At 71.5% G+C, this 18,198-nt stretch carries 15 protein-coding genes; 13 read left to right on the forward strand and 2 right to left on the reverse strand.

The window, feature by feature from the left end; all coding sequences use genetic code 11:
* Positions 1–138 precede the first annotated feature (138 nt).
* From leuS to pmbA, 13 genes are all read left to right on the forward strand, one after another.
* Entirely contained in the window at positions 139–2,595 is a 2,457-nt protein-coding gene (gene leuS / locus QWY84_RS06860) for a leucine--tRNA ligase (protein ID WP_290201772.1), read from the forward strand.
* Entirely contained in the window at positions 2,579–3,115 is a 537-nt protein-coding gene (locus QWY84_RS06865; RefSeq protein WP_290201773.1) for an LPS-assembly lipoprotein LptE, read from the forward strand. Before leuS ends, QWY84_RS06865 begins: the two co-directional genes overlap by 17 nt.
* Positions 3,116–3,159: 44 nt before the next feature.
* Entirely contained in the window at positions 3,160–4,197 is a 1,038-nt protein-coding gene (gene holA, locus QWY84_RS06870; protein ID WP_290201774.1) for a DNA polymerase III subunit delta, read from the forward strand.
* A 38-nt stretch (positions 4,198–4,235) separates the two neighbouring features.
* The gene (locus QWY84_RS06875) at positions 4,236–5,516 is read left to right on the forward strand and encodes a glutamate-5-semialdehyde dehydrogenase (RefSeq protein WP_290201775.1); all 1,281 of its coding nucleotides are present in this window, start codon (positions 4,236–4,238) and stop codon (positions 5,514–5,516) included.
* Positions 5,517–5,558: 42 nt separating this feature from the next.
* On the forward strand, positions 5,559–6,194 hold the full coding sequence (gene nadD, locus QWY84_RS06880; RefSeq protein ID WP_290202692.1) for a nicotinate-nucleotide adenylyltransferase: 636 nt from the start codon (positions 5,559–5,561) through the stop codon (positions 6,192–6,194).
* Between the two features lie 70 nt (positions 6,195–6,264).
* Positions 6,265–6,630, forward strand: a complete 366-nt coding sequence (rsfS, locus tag QWY84_RS06885) for a ribosome silencing factor (protein ID WP_290202693.1) — start codon at positions 6,265–6,267, stop codon at positions 6,628–6,630.
* Between the two features lie 3 nt (positions 6,631–6,633).
* Positions 6,634–7,101: a 23S rRNA (pseudouridine(1915)-N(3))-methyltransferase RlmH gene (rlmH, locus tag QWY84_RS06890; RefSeq protein ID WP_290201776.1), complete on the forward strand. Its 468-nt coding sequence runs from the start codon at positions 6,634–6,636 to the stop codon at positions 7,099–7,101.
* 60 nt (positions 7,102–7,161) lie between these two features.
* Entirely contained in the window at positions 7,162–7,761 is a 600-nt protein-coding gene (locus QWY84_RS06895; RefSeq protein ID WP_290201778.1) for a Maf family protein, read from the forward strand.
* Positions 7,761–9,236, forward strand: a complete 1,476-nt coding sequence (gene rng, locus QWY84_RS06900; protein WP_290201779.1) for a ribonuclease G — start codon at positions 7,761–7,763, stop codon at positions 9,234–9,236. The genes QWY84_RS06895 and rng overlap by 1 nt, the downstream gene beginning before the upstream one ends.
* A 133-nt stretch (positions 9,237–9,369) precedes the next feature.
* Positions 9,370–12,756: a YhdP family protein gene (locus tag QWY84_RS06905; protein ID WP_290201780.1), complete on the forward strand. Its 3,387-nt coding sequence runs from the start codon at positions 9,370–9,372 to the stop codon at positions 12,754–12,756.
* A gap of 76 nt (positions 12,757–12,832) precedes the next feature.
* On the forward strand, positions 12,833–13,732 hold the full coding sequence (locus tag QWY84_RS06910) for a carbon-nitrogen hydrolase family protein (RefSeq protein WP_290201781.1): 900 nt from the start codon (positions 12,833–12,835) through the stop codon (positions 13,730–13,732).
* A gap of 6 nt (positions 13,733–13,738) precedes the next feature.
* Entirely contained in the window at positions 13,739–15,181 is a 1,443-nt protein-coding gene (gene tldD / locus QWY84_RS06915) for a metalloprotease TldD (RefSeq protein WP_290201782.1), read from the forward strand.
* Between the two features lie 104 nt (positions 15,182–15,285).
* Positions 15,286–16,641 carry a metalloprotease PmbA gene (pmbA, locus tag QWY84_RS06920; RefSeq protein ID WP_290201783.1) on the forward strand — a complete coding sequence of 452 codons (1,356 nt, stop codon included), beginning with the start codon at positions 15,286–15,288 and terminating at the stop codon, positions 16,639–16,641.
* Between the two features lie 16 nt (positions 16,642–16,657).
* Here pmbA and QWY84_RS06925 read toward each other — a convergent pair whose 3' ends face one another.
* Entirely contained in the window at positions 16,658–17,308 is a 651-nt protein-coding gene (locus QWY84_RS06925) for a TetR/AcrR family transcriptional regulator (protein ID WP_290201784.1), read from the reverse strand.
* Positions 17,265–18,125, reverse strand: coding sequence for a crotonase/enoyl-CoA hydratase family protein (locus tag QWY84_RS06930; RefSeq protein ID WP_290201793.1), 861 nt, complete (start codon positions 18,123–18,125; stop codon positions 17,265–17,267). Before QWY84_RS06930 ends, QWY84_RS06925 begins: the two co-directional genes overlap by 44 nt.
* Between the last annotated feature and the right edge of the window lie 73 nt (positions 18,126–18,198).

The following is an 18,198-nucleotide window of genomic DNA, read 5'->3' on the forward strand; positions in this document are numbered from 1 at the left end:
AGATTGCAGCGTCTGGCCGCCGCGCCACAAGCCCCGCGGCCGGGGCATCGGCAGCAGCGCCCCGATTGCCGTATAATGCCGGGCTTTCCGCGTCCACCGAGAAGTCGAGCGTTACTTCCTGAAAGGTCAGTTAAGAGTATGGACCACGCCTACAAGCCCGAGATCGTCGAAGCCGAGGCCCAGCGCTACTGGGAGGACCATGACACGTTCCAGGTGAGCGAGGAGCCGGGGCGGGAGACCTTCTACTGCCTGTCCATGTTCCCGTACCCCAGCGGCAAGCTGCACATGGGGCACGTGCGCAACTACACCATCGGCGACGTCATGACGCGCTACCAGCGCATGCAGGGGCGCAACGTGCTCCAGCCCATGGGCTGGGACGCCTTCGGCCTGCCGGCGGAGAACGCGGCCATGCAGAACAACGTCCCGCCGGCCCGCTGGACCCGCGAGAACATCGCCGCCATGCGCGAGCAGCTCAAGCAGCTCGGGTTCGGCTACGACTGGTCCCGGGAGTTCGCCACCTGCGACCCGTCCTACTATCGCTGGGAGCAGTGGCTGTTCACCCGGCTCTACCGCCAGGGGCTCGCCTATCGCGCCACGGCCACGGTGAACTGGGACCCGGTGGACCAGACGGTGCTCGCCAACGAGCAGGTGGTCGACGGCAAGGGCTGGCGCTCCGGGGCCACGGTGGAGCGCCGCGCCATTCCCCAGTGGTTCCTGCGCATCACCGACTACGCCGACGAGCTCCTGGAGGCCCTGGACGAGCTCCCGGGCTGGCCGGAGCAGGTGCGCGCCATGCAGCGCAACTGGATCGGCCGCTCCGAGGGCGTGGAGCTCGAGTTCCCCGTGGTCGGCCGCGACCGGGCGCTGGATGTCTACACCACCCGCCCGGACACCCTCTACGGCGTCACCTACATGGGCCTGGCGCCGGAGCACCCGCTCACCCAGGAGCTGGCGCAGGCCGACCCGGAGATCGCCGCGTTCGTGGCCGAGTGCAACAAGGCCGGCGTTGCCGAGGCCACGGTGGCCACCATGGAAAAGCGCGGCCTGGATACCGGCCTGCGCGCGGTGCACCCGCTCACCGGCGCCGAGATCCCCATCTGGATCGCCAACTTCGTGCTCATGACCTACGGCTCCGGCGCCATCATGGCCGTGCCCGGCCACGACCAGCGCGACTGGGAGTTCGCCAGCAAGTACGGGCTGCCCATCGTGCCGGTGATCGCGCCCGCGGACGGCGGCGAGGCGGACGTCAGCCGCGAGGCGTTCACCGACAAGGGCGTGCTGGTGAACTCCGGCGCCTATACCGGCATGACCTCCGAGCAGGCCTTCGAGGCCATCGCGGACTGGCTGCAGCAGCAGGGCATCGGCGAGCGCCAGACCAACTACCGCCTGCGCGACTGGGGTGTCTCCCGCCAGCGCTACTGGGGCGCGCCCATTCCCATCATCAACTGCCCGTCCTGCGGCCAGGTGCCCGTGCCGGATGCCGACCTGCCGGTGGAGCTGCCGGAGGAGGTGGCCTTCGACGGCGCCGGCTCGCCGCTGAAGCAGATGCCGGAGTGGTACCGCACCACGTGCCCGGACTGCGGCGGCGACGCCGAGCGGGAGACGGACACCTTCGATACCTTCATGGAGTCCTCCTGGTATTTCGCGCGCTTCGCCTGCGCCGACAACCACGGGGCCATGCTGGACGAGCGCGCGGAGTACTGGCTGCCCGTGGAGCAGTACATCGGCGGCATCGAGCACGCCATCCTGCACCTGCTCTACGCCCGCTTCTACCAGAAGGTCCTGCGGGACCAGGGCCTGGCCACGGCCGGCGAGCCGTTCACCAATCTGCTCACCCAGGGGATGGTGCTCAAGGACGGGGCCAAGATGTCCAAGTCCAAGGGCAATACCGTGGACCCGCAGGCCCTGGTGGAGCGCTACGGCGCCGACACGGTGCGGCTGTTCACCATGTTCGCCGCGCCGCCGGACCAGTCCCTGGAGTGGTCCGACTCCGGGGTGGAGGGAGCCTACCGGTTCCTCAAGCGCCTCTGGCACCTGGTGCGCATGCACGTCGAGCGCGACCCGGCGCCGGCGCTGGATGCCGCCGCTCTCGGCGATGCCCAGCGCGAGGTGCGGCGCAAGACCCACGAGACCATCCGCAAGGCCGGCGACGACATCGGCCGCCGGTATACCTACAACACCGGCATTGCGGCGGTCATGGAGCTGGTGAACACCCTGTACAAGGCGGTGGAGGACGACAGCGACGCCGGCCGCGCCGTGCTGCAGGAGGGCCTGGAGGCGTCGGTGCTGATTCTCGCGCCCATCGTCCCGCACATCTGCCACCGCCTCTGGCAGGAGCTCGGCCACGACCAGGCGGTGGTGGATGCCGCCTGGCCGCAATGGGACGACAGCGCCCTGGTGCAGGACACCCTGAGCCTTGTGGTGCAGGTCAACGGCAAGCTCCGGGGCAACATCCAGGTGCCGGCGGACGCCGCCCGGGATGCCATCGAGGAGGCGGCGCTGGCGGAGGACAATGTCCAGCGGTTCATCGCGGACAAGACGGTGCGCAAGGTCGTCGTCGTACCGGGAAGGCTGGTGAATGTGGTTGTCGGCTGACACCCCGTCGATCCGGGCGGCCCGCCGCGTCGCGCGGGCGCTCCTGCTGGCGGTACTGGTTACGGCCCTGGCGGGTTGCGGCTGGCACCTGCGCGGCTCGGCCCCGGGGACGGCGTCCCTGGAAGGCATGGCCGTGGTGCTGGACAGCCGCATCGGCCAGGGCGAGCTGATCCGCCGGGTCCGCGAGGCCCTGCAGGCGGCCGGGGCGGAGGTGCGCGACAGCGGCGACGGCCCGCGGCTGGTCGTGGCCAGCGAGAGCCGCTCCCGGCAGCAGATCAGCTTCGGCGGCGAGGGCCGCATGGAAGAGTACGAGCTGCGCTATCGCGTGCGCTGGTCCATCGAGAACGCCGCGGGCGAGACCATCGCCGGGCCGGATACCTTCGAGCAGCTGCGCGCGTACCGCTATGACCGCAGCGAGGTCCTGGGCAGCGAGGGCCGCGAGGACGCCCTCGTGGACGAGCTGCGCCGGGATGTCGCCTTTCTGCTGGCGGAGCGCGTCCAGGCGACGCTGGGCGAATAGGGACCGGGGGTAGCCGGTCCGATCCCGGGAATGCAGGAGGATGCATGCGCCTGAAGCCGGAACAGGTGGACGAGGTACTGGCCCGGCAGCTGCCGCCGGTCTGGCTGATCACCGGTGACGAGCCGCTGCTGCTGGGCGAGACGGCGGATGCCGTGCGTACCGCCGCCCGGGCCGCCGGCCACGACGAGCGCGAGGTGCTGGAGGCCGACGCCGGCTTCGACTGGCAGCGGCTGGCCGGCGTCACGGACAACCTGTCGCTGTTCGCCGAGCGGCGCATCGTCGAGCTGCGGCTGCCCACGGGCAAGCCGGGCCAGGCCGGCGCGCGGGCCATCAGCGACTACTGCGCCGGGGCGCCGGAGGACACTGTGCTGCTGATCACGGCTCCGCGGCTGGACGGCAACACGCGCAAGGCGTCGTGGGTGAACGCCGTGGACCGGGCCGGCGCGGTGGTGCAGGTGTGGCCCCTGGATACCCGGCAGCTCCCCGGCTGGCTGGATCAGCGCATGCGCCGGGCGGGCCTGCAGCCCAGCCGCGACGCGGTGCGGCTGCTGGCCGAGCGCAGCGAGGGCAACCTGCTGGCCGCCGTGCAGGAGATCGAGAAGCTGAAGCTGCTGGTCCCCGCCGGCGAGGTGGACGCCGATGCGGTGCGGCGGGCGGTGGCCGACAGCGCCCGCTTCGACGTGTTCGATCTCACCGCCGCGGCGCTGGAGGGCCACGTGGCGCGGTGCGTGCGCATCGTCTCCGGCTTGCGCGAGGAGGATGTCGAGCCCACCCTCGTCCTGTGGGCCCTGGCACGGGAGATCCGCGTGGTCTGCCAGCTCCGCGCGGCCGGCGGGCGGGGCGAGGACGTGCTGCGGCGCAACGGCGTGTTCGGCCCGCGCAAGGCCCAGATCCAGCGGGCCGCGGGGCGCGGCGGCACGCGCCGCTGGCAGGCGCTGCTGGCCCGGTGCGCGCGGGTGGATCGGGTCATCAAGGGCGTCGCCCCGGGAAGGGCCTGGGACGAATTGTTACAATTGAGTATTGCCGTCGCCGGCGGGTACGGCGCGCGGGCCACCGGGGCCCGCCGTGCTCCCGTCGCGTGACGGGCGGACCAGGGCAGCATCAGGGGCGGTAGAGAGACATGAGTGCGACAGCGGAGACGACGGCGAACGTCGCCGAGTACATGGCCGGCGTCGGTGTCGCCGCCCGGGCCGCGGGCCGGGCCATGGCCCGGGCGAGCACGGCGGAGAAGAACGCGGCGCTGGCGGCCATCGCCGACGCCATCGATGCCCGCGCCGCCGAGCTGGCGACCGAGAACGCCCGGGACATGGCGGCCGGCCGCGAGGCCGGGCTGGAGCCGTCGCTGCTCGACCGCCTGGAGCTCACGCCGGAGCGCATCCACGCCATGGCCGAGGGGCTGCGCCAGATCGCCACGCTGGCGGACCCGGTGGGCGCGGTGGACGAGCTGCGCCAGCGGCCCTCCGGCATCCAGGTGGGGCGCATGCGCGTGCCGCTGGGCGTGGTGGGCATCATCTACGAGTCGCGCCCCAACGTGACCGCCGATGCTGCCGGGTTGTGCCTGAAATCCGGCAACGCCGCCATCCTGCGGGGCGGCTCCGAGGCGGTGCACTCGAACCGGGCGATCGCCGAGTGCATCCGCACCGGCCTGGAGTCCGCCGGGCTGCCCGGCGACGCGGTGCAGGTGCTCGCCACCACCGACCGCGACGCCGTCGGCCGCCTGATCACCATGACCGGGACGGTGGACGTCATCGTCCCGCGGGGCGGCAAGGGGCTCATCGAGCGCATCAGCCGTGACGCCTCCGTCCCCGTGATCAAGCACCTGGACGGGGTCTGCCACGTCTACATCGACGATGCCGCGGATGCCGACAAGGCGGTGGACGTGGCCGTCAACGCCAAGACCCAGCGCTACGGTACCTGCAATACCATGGAGACGCTGCTGGTGGCCGAGGCCGTGGCGGACACGCTGCTGCCGCGCCTGGCCGAGCGCTTCTTCGAGGCCGGTGTCGAGCTGCGCGGCTGCGAGGCCAGCCGCCGGCGCGTGCCCGGCATGGCCGCGGCCGGCGACGACGACTGGGCGGCGGAGTACCTGGCCCCGGTGCTGGCGGTGCGCGTGGTGTCCGGGCTGGATGAGGCCCTGGAGCACATCGCCACCTGGAGCTCCGGGCACACCGAGGCCATTGTCACCCAGGACTGGAGCCGGGCGCAGCGTTTCCTGCGGGAGGTGGACTCCAGCTCCGTGATGGTCAATGCCTCCACGCGCTTCGCCGACGGCTTCGAGTACGGCCTGGGCGCGGAGATCGGCATCAGCACCGACAAGCTCCATGCCCGCGGTCCCGTGGGCCTGGAAGGGCTCACCTCGCAAAAGTGGATCGTGCTGGGAGACGGCCATGTACGCGGCTGAGCACGGATGGGGGCAGACCGCGGTTTGACGGCACTCGTGGGCATGTTCGGCGGGACGTTCGATCCCGTGCACAACGCCCATCTCCGGGTGGCGCTGGACGTGGTGGAGCAGGGCGAGCTGGCGCGGCTGCACCTGATCCCCTGCCGCATTCCGCCCCACCGGGGGGATCCCAGCGTCACCGCGTCCGAGCGGCTGGCCATGCTCGACCTGGCAGCCCGCGGCGAGCCCCGCTTCGTGGTGGATGACCGCGAGCTGCAGCGCGCCGGTCCTTCCTACACCGTGGACACCCTGGCCTCCCTGCACGAGGAGTTCCCGGACGCGCACCTGGTGCTGCTGCTGGGCACCGACAGCTTCGTCACGCTGCCCCAGTGGGATCGATGGCAGCAGCTGGGCGAGCGCGCCCACATCGTGGTCATGGCCCGGCCGGACTCCCCTCTGGATGCGCCGGAACCGCTGCGGGACTGGCTGCAGGGCCGGCAGGTGGAGACCTGGAGCGCCCTGCGGGACCACCCCGCGGGCTGCGTGCTGTTCCAGGAGGTCACGCCCCTGGCGGTATCCGCCACGGACCTGCGTGAGCGCCTGGCCGCCGGGCGCTCCGGACGCTACCTGTTACCCGATGCGGTATGGGAGTATATACGGGACAAGGGCTTGTACGGTGCCGGCGGCAGCGCCGGCTGAGCAGGGGACGAGTCGGCGGCGGAAACCGCCGTGGAGGTGGATCATCAGCGCGCCCGATCATGTCGAGACGCTGGACTGGGCGGAACTGCGGGATGTGGTGCTCACCGCCCTGGAAAACATGAAGGCCGTGGACCCGGTGGTCCTGGACGTGCGCGGCAAGACGGGGATCACCGATGTCATGGTGGTGGCCTCGGGGAACTCGGGCCGCCACGTCAAGGCCATCGCGGATCGCGTTGTCGAGGATGCCAAGACCTACCGCATGCGTCCGCTGGGCGTCGAGGGCGAGGACAGTGCCGAGTGGGTGCTGGTGGACCTGGGCGATGTGGTGGTCCACGTGATGGTGCCGAAGATGCGGGACCTGTACCGCCTGGAGCGGATCTGGGGGATCGAGGACGCCGAGGAGCCGGCGTCGTCCGCCGGCGAGCTGCCCGGCTGAGCCATGCGCGTCCAGCTCACGGCGGTGGGGCAGAAGATGCCCCGGTGGGTGGCGGACGGCTATGCCGAGTACGCCGGGCGCATGCCCCGGGAGCTGCGCCTGGAGCTGCGCGAGGTCCAGCCCGGGGACCGCGGGCGGGGCGGACGGCCGGAGCGCGCCCGGGAGGTCGAGGGCCAGCGGCTTCTCCAGGCGGTGCCGCGGGACGCCCGGATCATCGCCCTGGACGGCGGCGGGCGGGCGGTGGATACGCCGGCGCTGGCCGAGGCCATGCGCGGCTGGCTGCACCAGGGCCGGGATGTCGCGCTGCTGGTGGGCGGCCCGGACGGGCTGGCGCCGGAGTGCCTGGCCGCGGCGCAGCAGCAGTGGTCGCTGTCGGCGCTGACGCTGCCGCACATGCTCGTACGCGTGCTGGTCGCGGAGCAGCTCTACCGGGCATGGACCATCCTCGCCGGTCATCCCTATCACCGATAAGGGGGCGGGCGGGGACGCGATTGCAACAGCTTGGGAACCCATTCTTCGAGGTGCATCACCATGGCTTCCGACACGCAGCCGGACATATACCTGGCCTCGCACTCCCCCCGCCGGCGGGAGCTCCTCCAGCAGATCGGGCTGCCCTACGCACCCCTGGACGTGGCCGTGGACGAACGCTGGGACGAGGATGACAGTCCGGAGGTGTTCGTCATCCGCGTGGCCCTGGAGAAGGCCCGTGCCGGCTGGGCCCAGGTCGCCGGCAGCGGCGTCGGGCCGGTCCTGGGCGCCGACACCGTCGTCGTCCAGGACGGCCAGGTCCTCGGCAAGCCGCGCGACCGCGAGGATGCACTGGGCATGCTCGCGGCGTTGTCCGGCCAGCAGCATCGCGTGCTCACCGGCGTGGCCATGGTGGATGACCGCGAGGCCACCCGCCTGAGCGTCAACCGGGTGCAGTTCCGCGAGCTCGATGCCCGGGAGATCGAGCGCTACTGGGCGTCCGGCGAGCCCGAGGGCAAGGCGGGTGCCTATGCCATCCAGGGCATCGGCGGCGTGTTCGTCGAGCACCTGGAGGGCAGCTACTCCGGTGTCATGGGATTGCCGTTGTTCGAGACCGCGGACCTGCTGGACGAGTTCGGCATCGACTACCGTCGGCACTGGTAATGGCCCAGGAAATCCTGATGAACTGCACGCCGCAGGAGACGCGTGTCGCCGTCGTGGAAAACGGTGTGCTGCAGGAGGTGGCGGTCGAGCGCGACCAGCGCCGGGGCATCGTGGGCAACATCTACAAGGGCCGCATCCAGAGGGTGCTGCCGGGCATGCAGGCCGCGTTCGTGGAGATCGGCCTGGAGCGCACCGCTTTCCTGCACGCCGCGGACGTGGCGGTGGCCCCCGACAGCGACACCGGCGAGACCCGCCTGCGGCGACCCGTGCCGGACGTCCAGGAGCTGTTGCACGACGGCCAGGAGGTCATCGTGCAGGTGCTCAAGGACCCCATGGGCAGCAAGGGCGCGCGGCTGACCACGCATCTCACCATCCCCTCGCGCCACCTGGTGCTTCTGCCGCGCAGCCGCAACCTGGGGGTGTCCGCCCGCATCGAGAACGCCGAGGAGCGCGAGCGCCTGCGCCTGATCGGCCAGCGCTTTCTGGACGAGGGCGATACCGGCGGCTACATCGTCCGTACCGCCGCCGAGGGCGCTCCCGAGGCAGGCCTGGAGGCCGACCGGCGCTTTCTCTGCAAGCTCTGGGAGAACGTCGCCGGCCGCGCCCGGGAGGCGCCCGCCGGGACCTGCGTCCACGAGGACCTGCCCCTGGTGCTGCGTTCCCTGCGCGACACCATGAGCAGCGAGGTGGAACGCATCCGGGTGGACTCCCGGGAGAACTACTACCGTGTGCTGGAGTTCTGCGACCAGTTCTTCCCGGAGATGAGCGCCCGGGTCGAGGCCTACCCCGGCGAGCGGCCGCTGTTCGACCTCTACGGCGTCGAGGAGGAGCTCCAGCGGGCCCTGGCGCGCAAGGTGGAGCTCAAGTCCGGCGGCTACCTGATGATCGACCAGACCGAGGCCATGACCACCATCGACGTCAATACCGGCGGCTACGTGGGGCGGCGGAACCTGGAAGAGACCATCTTCAAGACCAATCTCGAGGCCACCCAGGCCATCGCCCGCCAGGTGCGGCTGCGCAACCTGGGGGGTATCATCATTATCGACTTCATCGACATGCAGGACGCCGAGCATCGGCGCCAGGTCCTGCGCTCGCTGGAGAAGAGCCTGGAGAAGGACCACGCGCGCACGCAGATCAGCGGCGTATCGGCCCTGGGCCTGGTGGAGATGACCCGCAAGCGCACCCGGGAGTCCCTGGAGCACGTGCTCTGCCAGGCCTGTCCCACCTGCGGCGGCCGCGGGTTCATCAAGACCCCGGAGACGGTGTGCTACGAGATCTTCCGGGAGCTCATCCGCGAGGCGCGGCAGTTCGACGCGGATCAGCTGCTGGTGATTGCCGCCCGGCCGGTGGTGGACCTGATGCTCGAGGACGAGAGCCGGAGCGTGGCGGAGCTGGAGGAGTTCATCGGCCGCCCCATCACCTTCCAGGCCGAGCCGCTGTACGCCCAGGACCAGTTCGACGTCGTCCTGATGTAGCGGGACCGCCCGAACGGGCCCGCCGCCCGGATGCTTCGCTGCGACAGTACCGTGCCATGACCGATCGCCTGTGTTGTTCCTGTCCCCGTGCACCCGGCCGTGCCGGTAGGCCTCGTGCCCCGGGAGCGCGGCCGTGACCCTGCTCCGCAAGCTGCTGCGCCTGCTCGCGGCGGTGCTGGCGGCCGCGGTGGTGCTGCTCGCCGTGGCGCTGGCGCTGGTGCGCGCGGGCGTCCATTTCCTCCCGGAATACCGCGCCGAAGTGGAGGACCGCATCGGCGCGCTCATCGAGCAGACCGTGGAGATCCGTGCGCTGGACGCCGCGTGGGTCTGGAGCGAGCTGCGCATCACGCTGGAGGGGGTGCGCCTGGGTGAGGGGGTCGACCGGCTGTCCCTGCCGCGCCTGGAGATCAACCTGGACCTGTACGCCTCGCTGCTCGCCGGCGCCCCGCGCGTGCGCGACCTGGTGATCGTGGAGCCCCGCGTTGCCGCGGTGCGCGAGGCGGACGGCAGCCTGCGCCTGGCGGGGCTGGCCGCCCGCGATCCCGGGCTGGAAATCCTGGATGCGCTCATGGCCCAGCCGGGGCGGCTGCGCATCGCCGACGGCTATTTCGAGCTGCGCGACCGCATCCACGGGCGCACCTACCGGTTCCCGGAGGTCGACGCGGCGGTGGACGATCACCAAGGGCAGCGACGGTTCGCCGGCACGGCCACGCTGCCCGAGGCGTGGGGCGAGCGTGTCCGTTTCGTCACCCGGTGGGCGGAGACCGCCGCGGCGCCGGTGACGGAAGGCCCCCTGGAGGTCTACCTCCGGGGGGAATCCGTGCAACCGGTGGTCATGGAGCGACTGCTGGGTCGCCCGGAGGCAGCCCCGTATGTGGCCCTGGGCGGCTCCCTGGAGGCGTGGGCGCGTTTCCCCGGCGGCGTGCCGCAGAGCGACGGCCGCGAGCGCCGCGGCGACGTCACGCTCAGGGCGAGCAGCGGCAGTGCCGAGCTGCCGTATCTGTTCCGGCAGCCCATCCCCTTCGCCAGCCTGGAGGCACGCCTGGACTGGCGCCTGGGCGCGGACGGCTGGATGGTGAACCTGCATTCGGTGGCGGTGGACAACGAGGACGGCGCCGTGACCGGCCGTGTACGCGTGGACAAGACGCCGGGCGCGGCGCCGTTCCTGGATGTGCGTGCCAGTGTCGAGGGCCGGCCGGGCAATGCCGTCAACACCGGGCGCTACCTGCCCGCGGGCGTTCTGCCCCCGGACCTGGTGGACTGGCTGGACCGCAGCATCGTCGCGGGCACGGCCGAGCGGGCGGAGGTGCTCATCCACGGGCCCGCGGACCGCTTCCCCTATGACGACGGCACCGGGCGGTTCGAGGTCACCGCGGACGTCACCGGGGCGAGCCTGGCGTTTCTGCGGGACTGGCCGTCGCTCACCGATCTCGACGGCCGCCTGCGATTCCAGGGGCGGTCCATGCGCATCGACGCTACCCACGGGCGCATGGGCGAGGCGACCATCCGCGAGGCCCGGGCGAGCATCAGCGATCTCGAGGGCGGCCGCCTGGAGGTGCAGGGCCGGGCCAGCGGGCCCGGGAATGCCTACCTGGATTTCCTGCGCGCCATGCCGCCGTCCCGCGAGCTGCTGGCGTCGGTGCCCCCACTGCGCCTGGACGGCGAGCACGACCTGGCGCTGGACCTGGCAGTGCCCCTGGGCGGTGGTCCGGTGACGCTGAACGGACGCCTGCAGCTCAACGGCGGACGGCTGCGCCTGCCGGAGCAGGGCCTGTCCGTGCAAGGGCTGCGGGGCGAGGTGCGGTTCGACCGGCGCGGCATCGAGGCCGAGGCTGTCCGCGGGCGGTTCCTGGGCAGCCCGTTGCGCCTGGACCTGAGCACGGACGGCGTCGACGTGGAGCGCCCGCGGATCCATGCGACCGCCGTGCTGCCGGAGCTTGCGGCCGAGCCCCTGGCATCCGTGCTGTCCCTGCCGCAAGGCATGCTCCGGGGCCGGGCGGCGGCGGAAGTACGTGCCGGCTTCCCGGCCTTCGGCCGGGACGGTGAACAACGCGCGCCGGGCATCACCCTGCGCGCGAGCAGCGACCTGGAGGGCATGGCCGTGACCGTCCCGGCGCCGTTCGGCAAGGAGGCCGGAGCGGCGCGCGCCGTCGAGGTGGCGACGTCGGTCAACGCCGGCGCGATGGCGCCGTTGCACGTGCGCTACGGTGACGACGTCGACGCCCGCCTGGACGTGGGCGCCGATGGCGGCCTGCGCCGCGGCGCGGTGCGTTTCGGAGGCGAGCCGGCCACCCTGCCGGAGTCCGGCCGCGTGCGGCTCGACGGCGCCCTGCCGGCGCTGGATGTGCTGGCGTGGCGCCGCTGGCTCGGCGACCGCGCCGGCGACGGGATGTCCGACGGGCCGGTGGTGGATGCCGTGGACGTGACCGTGGGCACCCTGTCCGTCGGCGACCTGGCGTGGACGGATCAGCGGGTCCGCGGCCAGCGCGACGTCACCGGCTGGACCCTGGAGCTCGCCGGGCAGGGGCTCGCGGGTACGCTGCAGTGGCCGGCCTCCGCCGAGCTGGCCGTGGAGGCGGACCTGGACCGCCTGCACCTGGATCTGCCGGATGGGGCCGCTGCCGAGGCCGCGGACGGTTCCGGGCGCGAGCCGCTCGCCGGAGTGGAGCCGTCGGCGCTGCCGGGCCTGCGTGTGCGCGTCGAGGAGCTGGTGCTCAACGGCATGCCGCTGGGGCGTCTCCAGGTGCTCGGCGACAGCGACCTGGACGGCTACGCCCTGGGCAATATCCTGCTCCGGGGCGATCATCACAGCGTCACCGGCCGCGCCGCCTGGCGACGGGACGCCGGCGGCGAGCGCACGGAGCTGGCGCTGGACGTCCGCAGCGACGACATGGGCGCCCTGCTGGCCGGGCTGGGCTATCAGGACGTCATCCGCGACGGCAGCGGCCGCGGCAGCGTGGATCTCAGCATGCGCTCGGCGCCGCTGCCGCCGGCGCTGGACACGCTGTCCGGGGAGTTCGAGCTGTTCCTGCGCGACGGCTACCTGACCCAGGTGGAGCCGGGTGCCGGCCGGGTCTTCGGCCTGCTCAGCGTCGCCAATCTGCCGCGGCGCCTGGCGCTCAATTTCTCCGACGTGTTCGAGGAAGGCTTCGCCTTCGACCGCATCGATGCCGATCTCACCATCCGTAATGGCATCGCCGAGCCCGAGAAGATGGTCATGGAGGGTCCCTCGGCGCGGGTCGAGGCGACCGGGAGCGTGGATATCGCCGCCCGTGCCTACGATCAGGTCATTACCGTGACGCCGAAGGCCTCCACGACGCTGCCCCTGCTCGGTGGTGTTTTCGGCGGGCCGGCCGGCGCCGCCGCCATGCTGCTCGCCCAGCAGGTATTCAGCGACCAGCTCGACCAGGTGGCGCAGCTTCGCTACCGGCTCACCGGGCCGTGGACCGATCCCGTGCTGGAGCCCCTGCCGCCGCCCGGGCAGAGCGACCCGCCGGCCATCGGCGCGCCGCTGCAGTAGCCGCACGGGGTTCGTACCGGGACGTCGCGCCCGTGCGTGCGTACAATGGATGCGGCAACCACGGGAGGCGACGACAATGACGGCATCCCCCACGGAGCGGGCCCGGGTCGCGGCGGTCCAGATGGCATCCGGGCCCCGCGTCGAGGCCAACCTGCACGAGGCCGGGCGGCTCATCGGCATGGCCGCGAACGCCGGCGCGCGGCTGGTGGTGCTGCCCGAGAATGTCGCCATCATGGGGCTTTCGGACACGGACAAGCTCGCCCACGTGGAAGCCGACGGGGCCGGTCCGATCCAGGATTTCCTGGCGGGCCAGGCGGCCCGTCACGGCGTCTGGCTGGTGGGCGGCACCATTCCCCTGCGCGGGCGGGACCCCGCCCGCGCCCGGGCCGCCTGCCCGGTCTACGACGACCGCGGCGTGCGCGTGGCCCGCTACGACAAGCTGCATCTGTTCGACGTGGAGGTGTCCGGCGAGGCCGCCTACGCGGAATCGGACACGCTGGAGCCGGGCGATGCGGTGGTGACCGTGGATACGCCGTTCGGCTGCATGGGCGTGGCCGTGTGCTACGACCTGCGCTTCCCGGAGCTGTTCCGGGCCATGGCGGCGCGCGGCGCCGAGTTCTTCGTCGTGCCGTCGGCGTTCACGGCGCGTACGGGCGCGGTGCACTGGCGGCCGCTGCTGCAGGCGCGGGCGGTGGAGAACCTCTGCTACGTGGTCGCCGCGGGCCAGGGCGGCTACCACGTCAACGGCCGCGAAACCCACGGAGACTCGCTGGTGCTGGAGCCCTGGGGCAGCGTCCAGGACAGCCTTGCGCGCGGCTCCGGGGTCGTGCTCGGGGAGATCGATCGCCGGCGCATCAATGAGGTGCGTTCCCGTTTTCCGGCCTTGCGCCACCGTCGCCTGGCGTGTCCGGATGCCGTCCATCCCGTGGGCGCGTTGACCGGCGACACCAGCGATTTCGCCCAGAAGGAGGCCTGACTGACCATGGAATCAACCGTCGCCATTGCCACCGAGCGCCTGCTGGAACCCGCCGGGCTCGGCGAGAACGCGCTGGAGGACGTCTTCGCGCGGCTCATGGGCCCCGGCATCGATGCCGCGGACCTCTACTTCCAGGCCAGCCGTCACGAGACCTGGGTGCTGGAGGACGGCCTGATCAAGCAGGGCGGCCACGCCATCGATCAGGGCGTCGGCGTGCGCGCGGTCAGCGGCGACAAGACAGGATTTGCCTACTCCGACGAGATCGTGATGCCGGCGCTGATGGAAGCCTCGGGGGCCGCCCGGGCCATCGCCCGCACCGGCGGCGCCGGCCGCATCCAGGCCTGGCGGCGGGGCGGCGGCCTGGACCTGTACGGGCCGGAGGATCCATTGAAGTCGTTGAGCGACGCCGACAAGGTGGATCTGCTGCGGCGCGTGGACGCCGAGGCGCGGGCGCAGGATCCGCGGGTGGATCAGGTCATGGTGAGCCTCTCCGGCGAGCACGACGTGGTCCTGGTGGCGGATCACGAGGGCCGGCTGACGGCGGATGTGCGCCCCCTGGTGCGGCTCAACGTCTCGGTACTGGCGGAGCACAACGGCCGCCGGGAGAGCGGCCTTGCCGGCGGCGGCGGGCGCCACGGCTATGCGTTCTTCACCGACGGCGACCGGGCCCTGGGGTATGCCCGGGAGGCCGTGCGCCAGGCGCTTCTGAACCTCGAGGCGGTGGAGGCGCCGGCCGGCACCATGCCGGTGGTGCTGGGGCCGGGCTGGCCCGGGGTGCTGCTCCACGAGGCGGTGGGCCACGGCCTGGAAGGGGATTTCAACCGCAAGGGCACGTCGGCGTTCGCCGGGCGGCTGGGCGAGCAGGTGGCCTCGGAGCTGTGCACCGTGGTCGACGACGGCACGCTGCCCGGCCGGCGCGGCTCGCTGAACGTGGACGACGAGGGAGCGACCTCGGAGAGCACCGTGCTCATCGACCGGGGCCGCCTGGTGGGCTACATGCAGGATCGCATGAACGCGCGGCTCATGGGCATGCAGCCCACGGGCAACGGCCGGCGCGAGTCGTATGCCCATCTGCCCATGCCGCGGATGACCAACACCTACATGCTCGCCGGACCGCACGACCCGGAGGAGATCATCCGCTCCGTGGACCGCGGCATCTACGCGGTGAACTTCGGCGGCGGGCAGGTGGACATTACCTCGGGGCGGTTCGTGTTCTCGGCCAACGAGGCGTATCTCATCGAGAACGGCCGGGTCACGCGGCCGGTCAAGGGCGCGACGCTCATCGGCAACGGCCCGGAGGTGCTCAAGCAGGTGAGCATGGTCGGCACCGACCTGGAGCTGGACACCGGTATCGGGGTCTGCGGCAAGGAGGGGCAGAGCGTGCCCGTGGGCGTGGGGCAGCCCACGCTCAAGGTGGATGCCCTGACCGTTGGCGGTACCGAGGCATAGACCGACATTTCCCCGGCCCGCGCACGGCATGTTCGGCGCACACGAGTCTCCGGGCCGCGCTTCGGGCTGGATGAGACTGTAAGCACTCCATCGGGAGGAAACGCATGACCACACCAACCGTGACAGCCAGTGCTGCGTTGCCCGCGAAAGATGAGCTGGCGCAGATCGTCCAGCAGGTGCTGGACGAGGCCAAGCGCCAGGGGGCCAGCAGCGCGGAGGCCTCCGTGAGCGTGGGGACCGGGCTGTCGGTGAACGTGCGCCGGGGCGAGGTGGAGACGCTGGAGCACGAGCGCGACCGCTCCCTGGCGGTGGCCGTGTACTTCGGCCAGCGTCAGGGCACGGCGGCGTCGGCGGATTTCTCGGCGCAGTCGGTGCGGGACACGGTGACGGCGGCGTGCAGCATCGCCCGCTACACCTCGGAGGACCCGGCCCAGGGGCTGGCGGACCCGGCGCTGCTGGCGCAGGAGATCCCGGATCTGGATCTGGACCACCCCTGGGATCTCGAGCCCGACCGGGCCATCGAGCTGGCGGTTGCCTGCGAGGCGGCGGGGCTGGAAGCCGACGAGCGCATCCGCAACTCCGAGGGGGCAGGCGTGAGCACGGGGCGGTCGATGCGGGTGTACGGCAACAGTCACGGCTTTCTCGGCGGCGTCGCCGGTACCCGCCACGGCATGAACTGCGTGGTGGTGGCCGACCAGGGCGACGGCATGCAGCGGGATTTCTGGTACACGGTGGGCCGCCACGCCGACGAGCTCGAGGCGCCGGAGGCGGTGGGGCGGCAGGCGGCGCAGCGCGCCGTGCGCCGGCTGGGCAGCCGGCAGATCGGCACCGGCCGCATGCCGGTGCTGTACGTCCCGGAGATGGCGCGGGGGCTGATCGGCCACTTCCTGGGCGCGGTCCGGGGCGCCAGCCTGTACCGGCAGGCGTCGTTCCTGCTGGACAGCCTCGGTGAGCGCGTCTTCCCGGAGCACGTCACCCTGAGCGAGCATCCCCGCCTGCCGCGGGCGCTGGGGAGTGCGGCGTTCGACAACGAGGGCGTGGCCACCCGGGAGCGGGTCCTGGTGGACCGCGGCGTGCTGCAGGGCTACGTCCTCGACAGCTATTCCGCGCGCAAGCTGGGCATGACCACCACCGGCAACGCCGGCGGCGTGCACAACCTCACCGTGACCCCCGGATCGCTGGACTTCCAGGGCCTGCTCCGGGAGATGGGCGACGGCCTGGTGGTCACGGAGCTCATGGGGCAGGGAGTCAACGGCGTCACCGGCGACTACTCCCGCGGCGCCGCCGGGTTCCTGGTGGCCGGCGGCGAGATCGTCCACCCCGTGGAGGAGATCACCGTGGCCGGCAACCTGCGCGAGATGTTCCGCAACATCCGCGCGGTGGGCGCGGACCTGGATACCCGGGGCAGCGTGCGTACGGGCTCGCTGCTGGTCGATGACGTCATGGTGGCCGGCCAGTAGTCCCGTTCCGCGACGGCTACAGGTCCCGCAGATAGAACGCCATCTGCTCGTCGGGATCCGTGTCCAGCACCTTCAGGCGCCCCGTCTGATTCATGATGAGCACGCCCACGGCGTGGGACACGCCGCCGGTGGCCCGCATGCGGGGCTGGTCGTGGCCGCCGGCGGCGAGCGCCTCGGTGATGACGCGGAAGACCGATTCCAGCGAGCGGTTCAGCGAATGGTCCAGCTCCCGGGTCAGGCCCACGGGGCGGGCCCCCTGGTAGAGGTACAGCCCCAGGCTCAGCTCCAGCGGACGGGCGCGATAGTACTCGTAGAAGGCCTGGACCGCGGCGCGCCCGCGCCGGGGCTCGGGCACTTCCTGCGCGGCGCGTCGCACGCTGTCGTACAGCGCCCGCAGGGACTGGGCCAGGACTTCCGCGTACAGGGCCTCCTTGCCGCCGAAGTGCGGGTAGATGGCTCCCGTGGTGCATCCGGCCTCCCGGGCGATGAGGCGCATGGATGCCCCGGCCAGACCGTGGCTCTGGAATACCCGGGCCGCCGCGGCAACGATGGCCTCACGGCGGTCCGCGGCCTGTCCCTGGCCGCTATGGGCTGACGCTTCCGTGCCCGTGGCGATGCTGGGTTTATCGTTCGTCCCCGTTGAACGGTTGATTCTTGGTCCAGTCATAACTTCCCTGATCGCGTTCCCGTACAGCCTGTTTCCATCCGACCTGCTCGGCCCGGTGCTTGAAGTTCACGCCCTCCGGGGAGTGGCGGGTGATGCCGTCGAACACCGTGGCCATCATCTGCGTGGTCTCCAGCCCCATGTTCTCGTAGGCCTGGTTGATCACCAGCTTCTGCATCATGAGCTGGTTCACGGGCACCGTGGCCATGCGTTGCGCCAGGGCTTCCGCTTCCGCGTCCAGTGCGTCCGCCGGCACCGCCCGGTAGATGAGCCCCAGCCGCTCCGCTTCGCTGCCGCTGATGCGGTCGCCGGTGAGCAGCATGCGCTTGGCGCGCTCGGCCCCGAGCCGGTAGACCCACATGGCGGTGGTCGGGCAGCCCCACACACGCGTCGGCATGTAGCCGATCTCGGCGGTGTCCTCCATGAGGATGATATCTGAACACAGGGCGATATCCGAACCACCCGCCACGGCGTAGCCGTGGATCTTGCAGATCACCGGCCGGTAGGAGCGCCACAGGCTCATGAACAGCTCGGTGTTGCCCTTCATGAAGGCGTAGTCCTGCATGGGATCCCAGGGCATTTCCTGGGTGATGTTGCCGGAGCCGTTGGCCTCGGCGTAGTAGGTCAGGTCGTAGCCGGCGCAGAACGCCCGGCCCTGGCCGCTGAGCATGATCACGCGGACGTCCGGGTCGCGGTTGGCCCGGGCGACGGCGTCGGCGAGCTCCCGGGGGAGCTCGTCGTTGATGGCGTTCATGACCTCGGGGCGGTTGAGGGTAATGCGGGCGATGCGGCCGTCCTTCTCGTAGAGAACCGTGGGCATGGCGAAGCTCCTCCTTTGTATTGGTAACGTCGTTATTATAATAACAGTGTTATGTTTCCGGGCAACAGAAACC

Source organism: Aquisalimonas lutea (genome assembly GCF_030409225.1).
In the GTDB taxonomy this organism is placed as follows: Bacteria; Pseudomonadota; Gammaproteobacteria; order Nitrococcales; family Aquisalimonadaceae; genus Aquisalimonas; species Aquisalimonas lutea.

Excerpts from the sequence above, each read along its gene's own strand:
- leuS (WP_290201772.1), top strand. The coding sequence starts at position 139 with ATGGACCACGCCTACAAGCCCGAGATCGTCGAAGCCGAGGCCCAGCGC.
- QWY84_RS06865 (WP_290201773.1), top strand. The coding sequence starts at position 2,579 with ATGTGGTTGTCGGCTGACACCCCGTCGATCCGGGCGGCCCGCCGCGTC.
- holA (WP_290201774.1), top strand. The coding sequence starts at position 3,160 with ATGCGCCTGAAGCCGGAACAGGTGGACGAGGTACTGGCCCGGCAGCTG.
- QWY84_RS06875 (WP_290201775.1), top strand. The coding sequence starts at position 4,236 with ATGAGTGCGACAGCGGAGACGACGGCGAACGTCGCCGAGTACATGGCC.
- nadD (WP_290202692.1), top strand. The coding sequence starts at position 5,559 with ATGTTCGGCGGGACGTTCGATCCCGTGCACAACGCCCATCTCCGGGTG.
- rlmH (WP_290201776.1), top strand. The coding sequence starts at position 6,634 with ATGCGCGTCCAGCTCACGGCGGTGGGGCAGAAGATGCCCCGGTGGGTG.
- QWY84_RS06895 (WP_290201778.1), top strand. The coding sequence starts at position 7,162 with ATGGCTTCCGACACGCAGCCGGACATATACCTGGCCTCGCACTCCCCC.
- rng (WP_290201779.1), top strand. The coding sequence starts at position 7,761 with ATGGCCCAGGAAATCCTGATGAACTGCACGCCGCAGGAGACGCGTGTC.
- QWY84_RS06910 (WP_290201781.1), top strand. The coding sequence starts at position 12,833 with ATGACGGCATCCCCCACGGAGCGGGCCCGGGTCGCGGCGGTCCAGATG.
- tldD (WP_290201782.1), top strand. The coding sequence starts at position 13,739 with ATGGAATCAACCGTCGCCATTGCCACCGAGCGCCTGCTGGAACCCGCC.
- pmbA (WP_290201783.1), top strand. The coding sequence starts at position 15,286 with ATGACCACACCAACCGTGACAGCCAGTGCTGCGTTGCCCGCGAAAGAT.
- QWY84_RS06925 (WP_290201784.1), bottom strand. The coding sequence starts at position 17,308 with ATGACTGGACCAAGAATCAACCGTTCAACGGGGACGAACGATAAACCC.
- QWY84_RS06930 (WP_290201793.1), bottom strand. The coding sequence starts at position 18,125 with ATGCCCACGGTTCTCTACGAGAAGGACGGCCGCATCGCCCGCATTACC.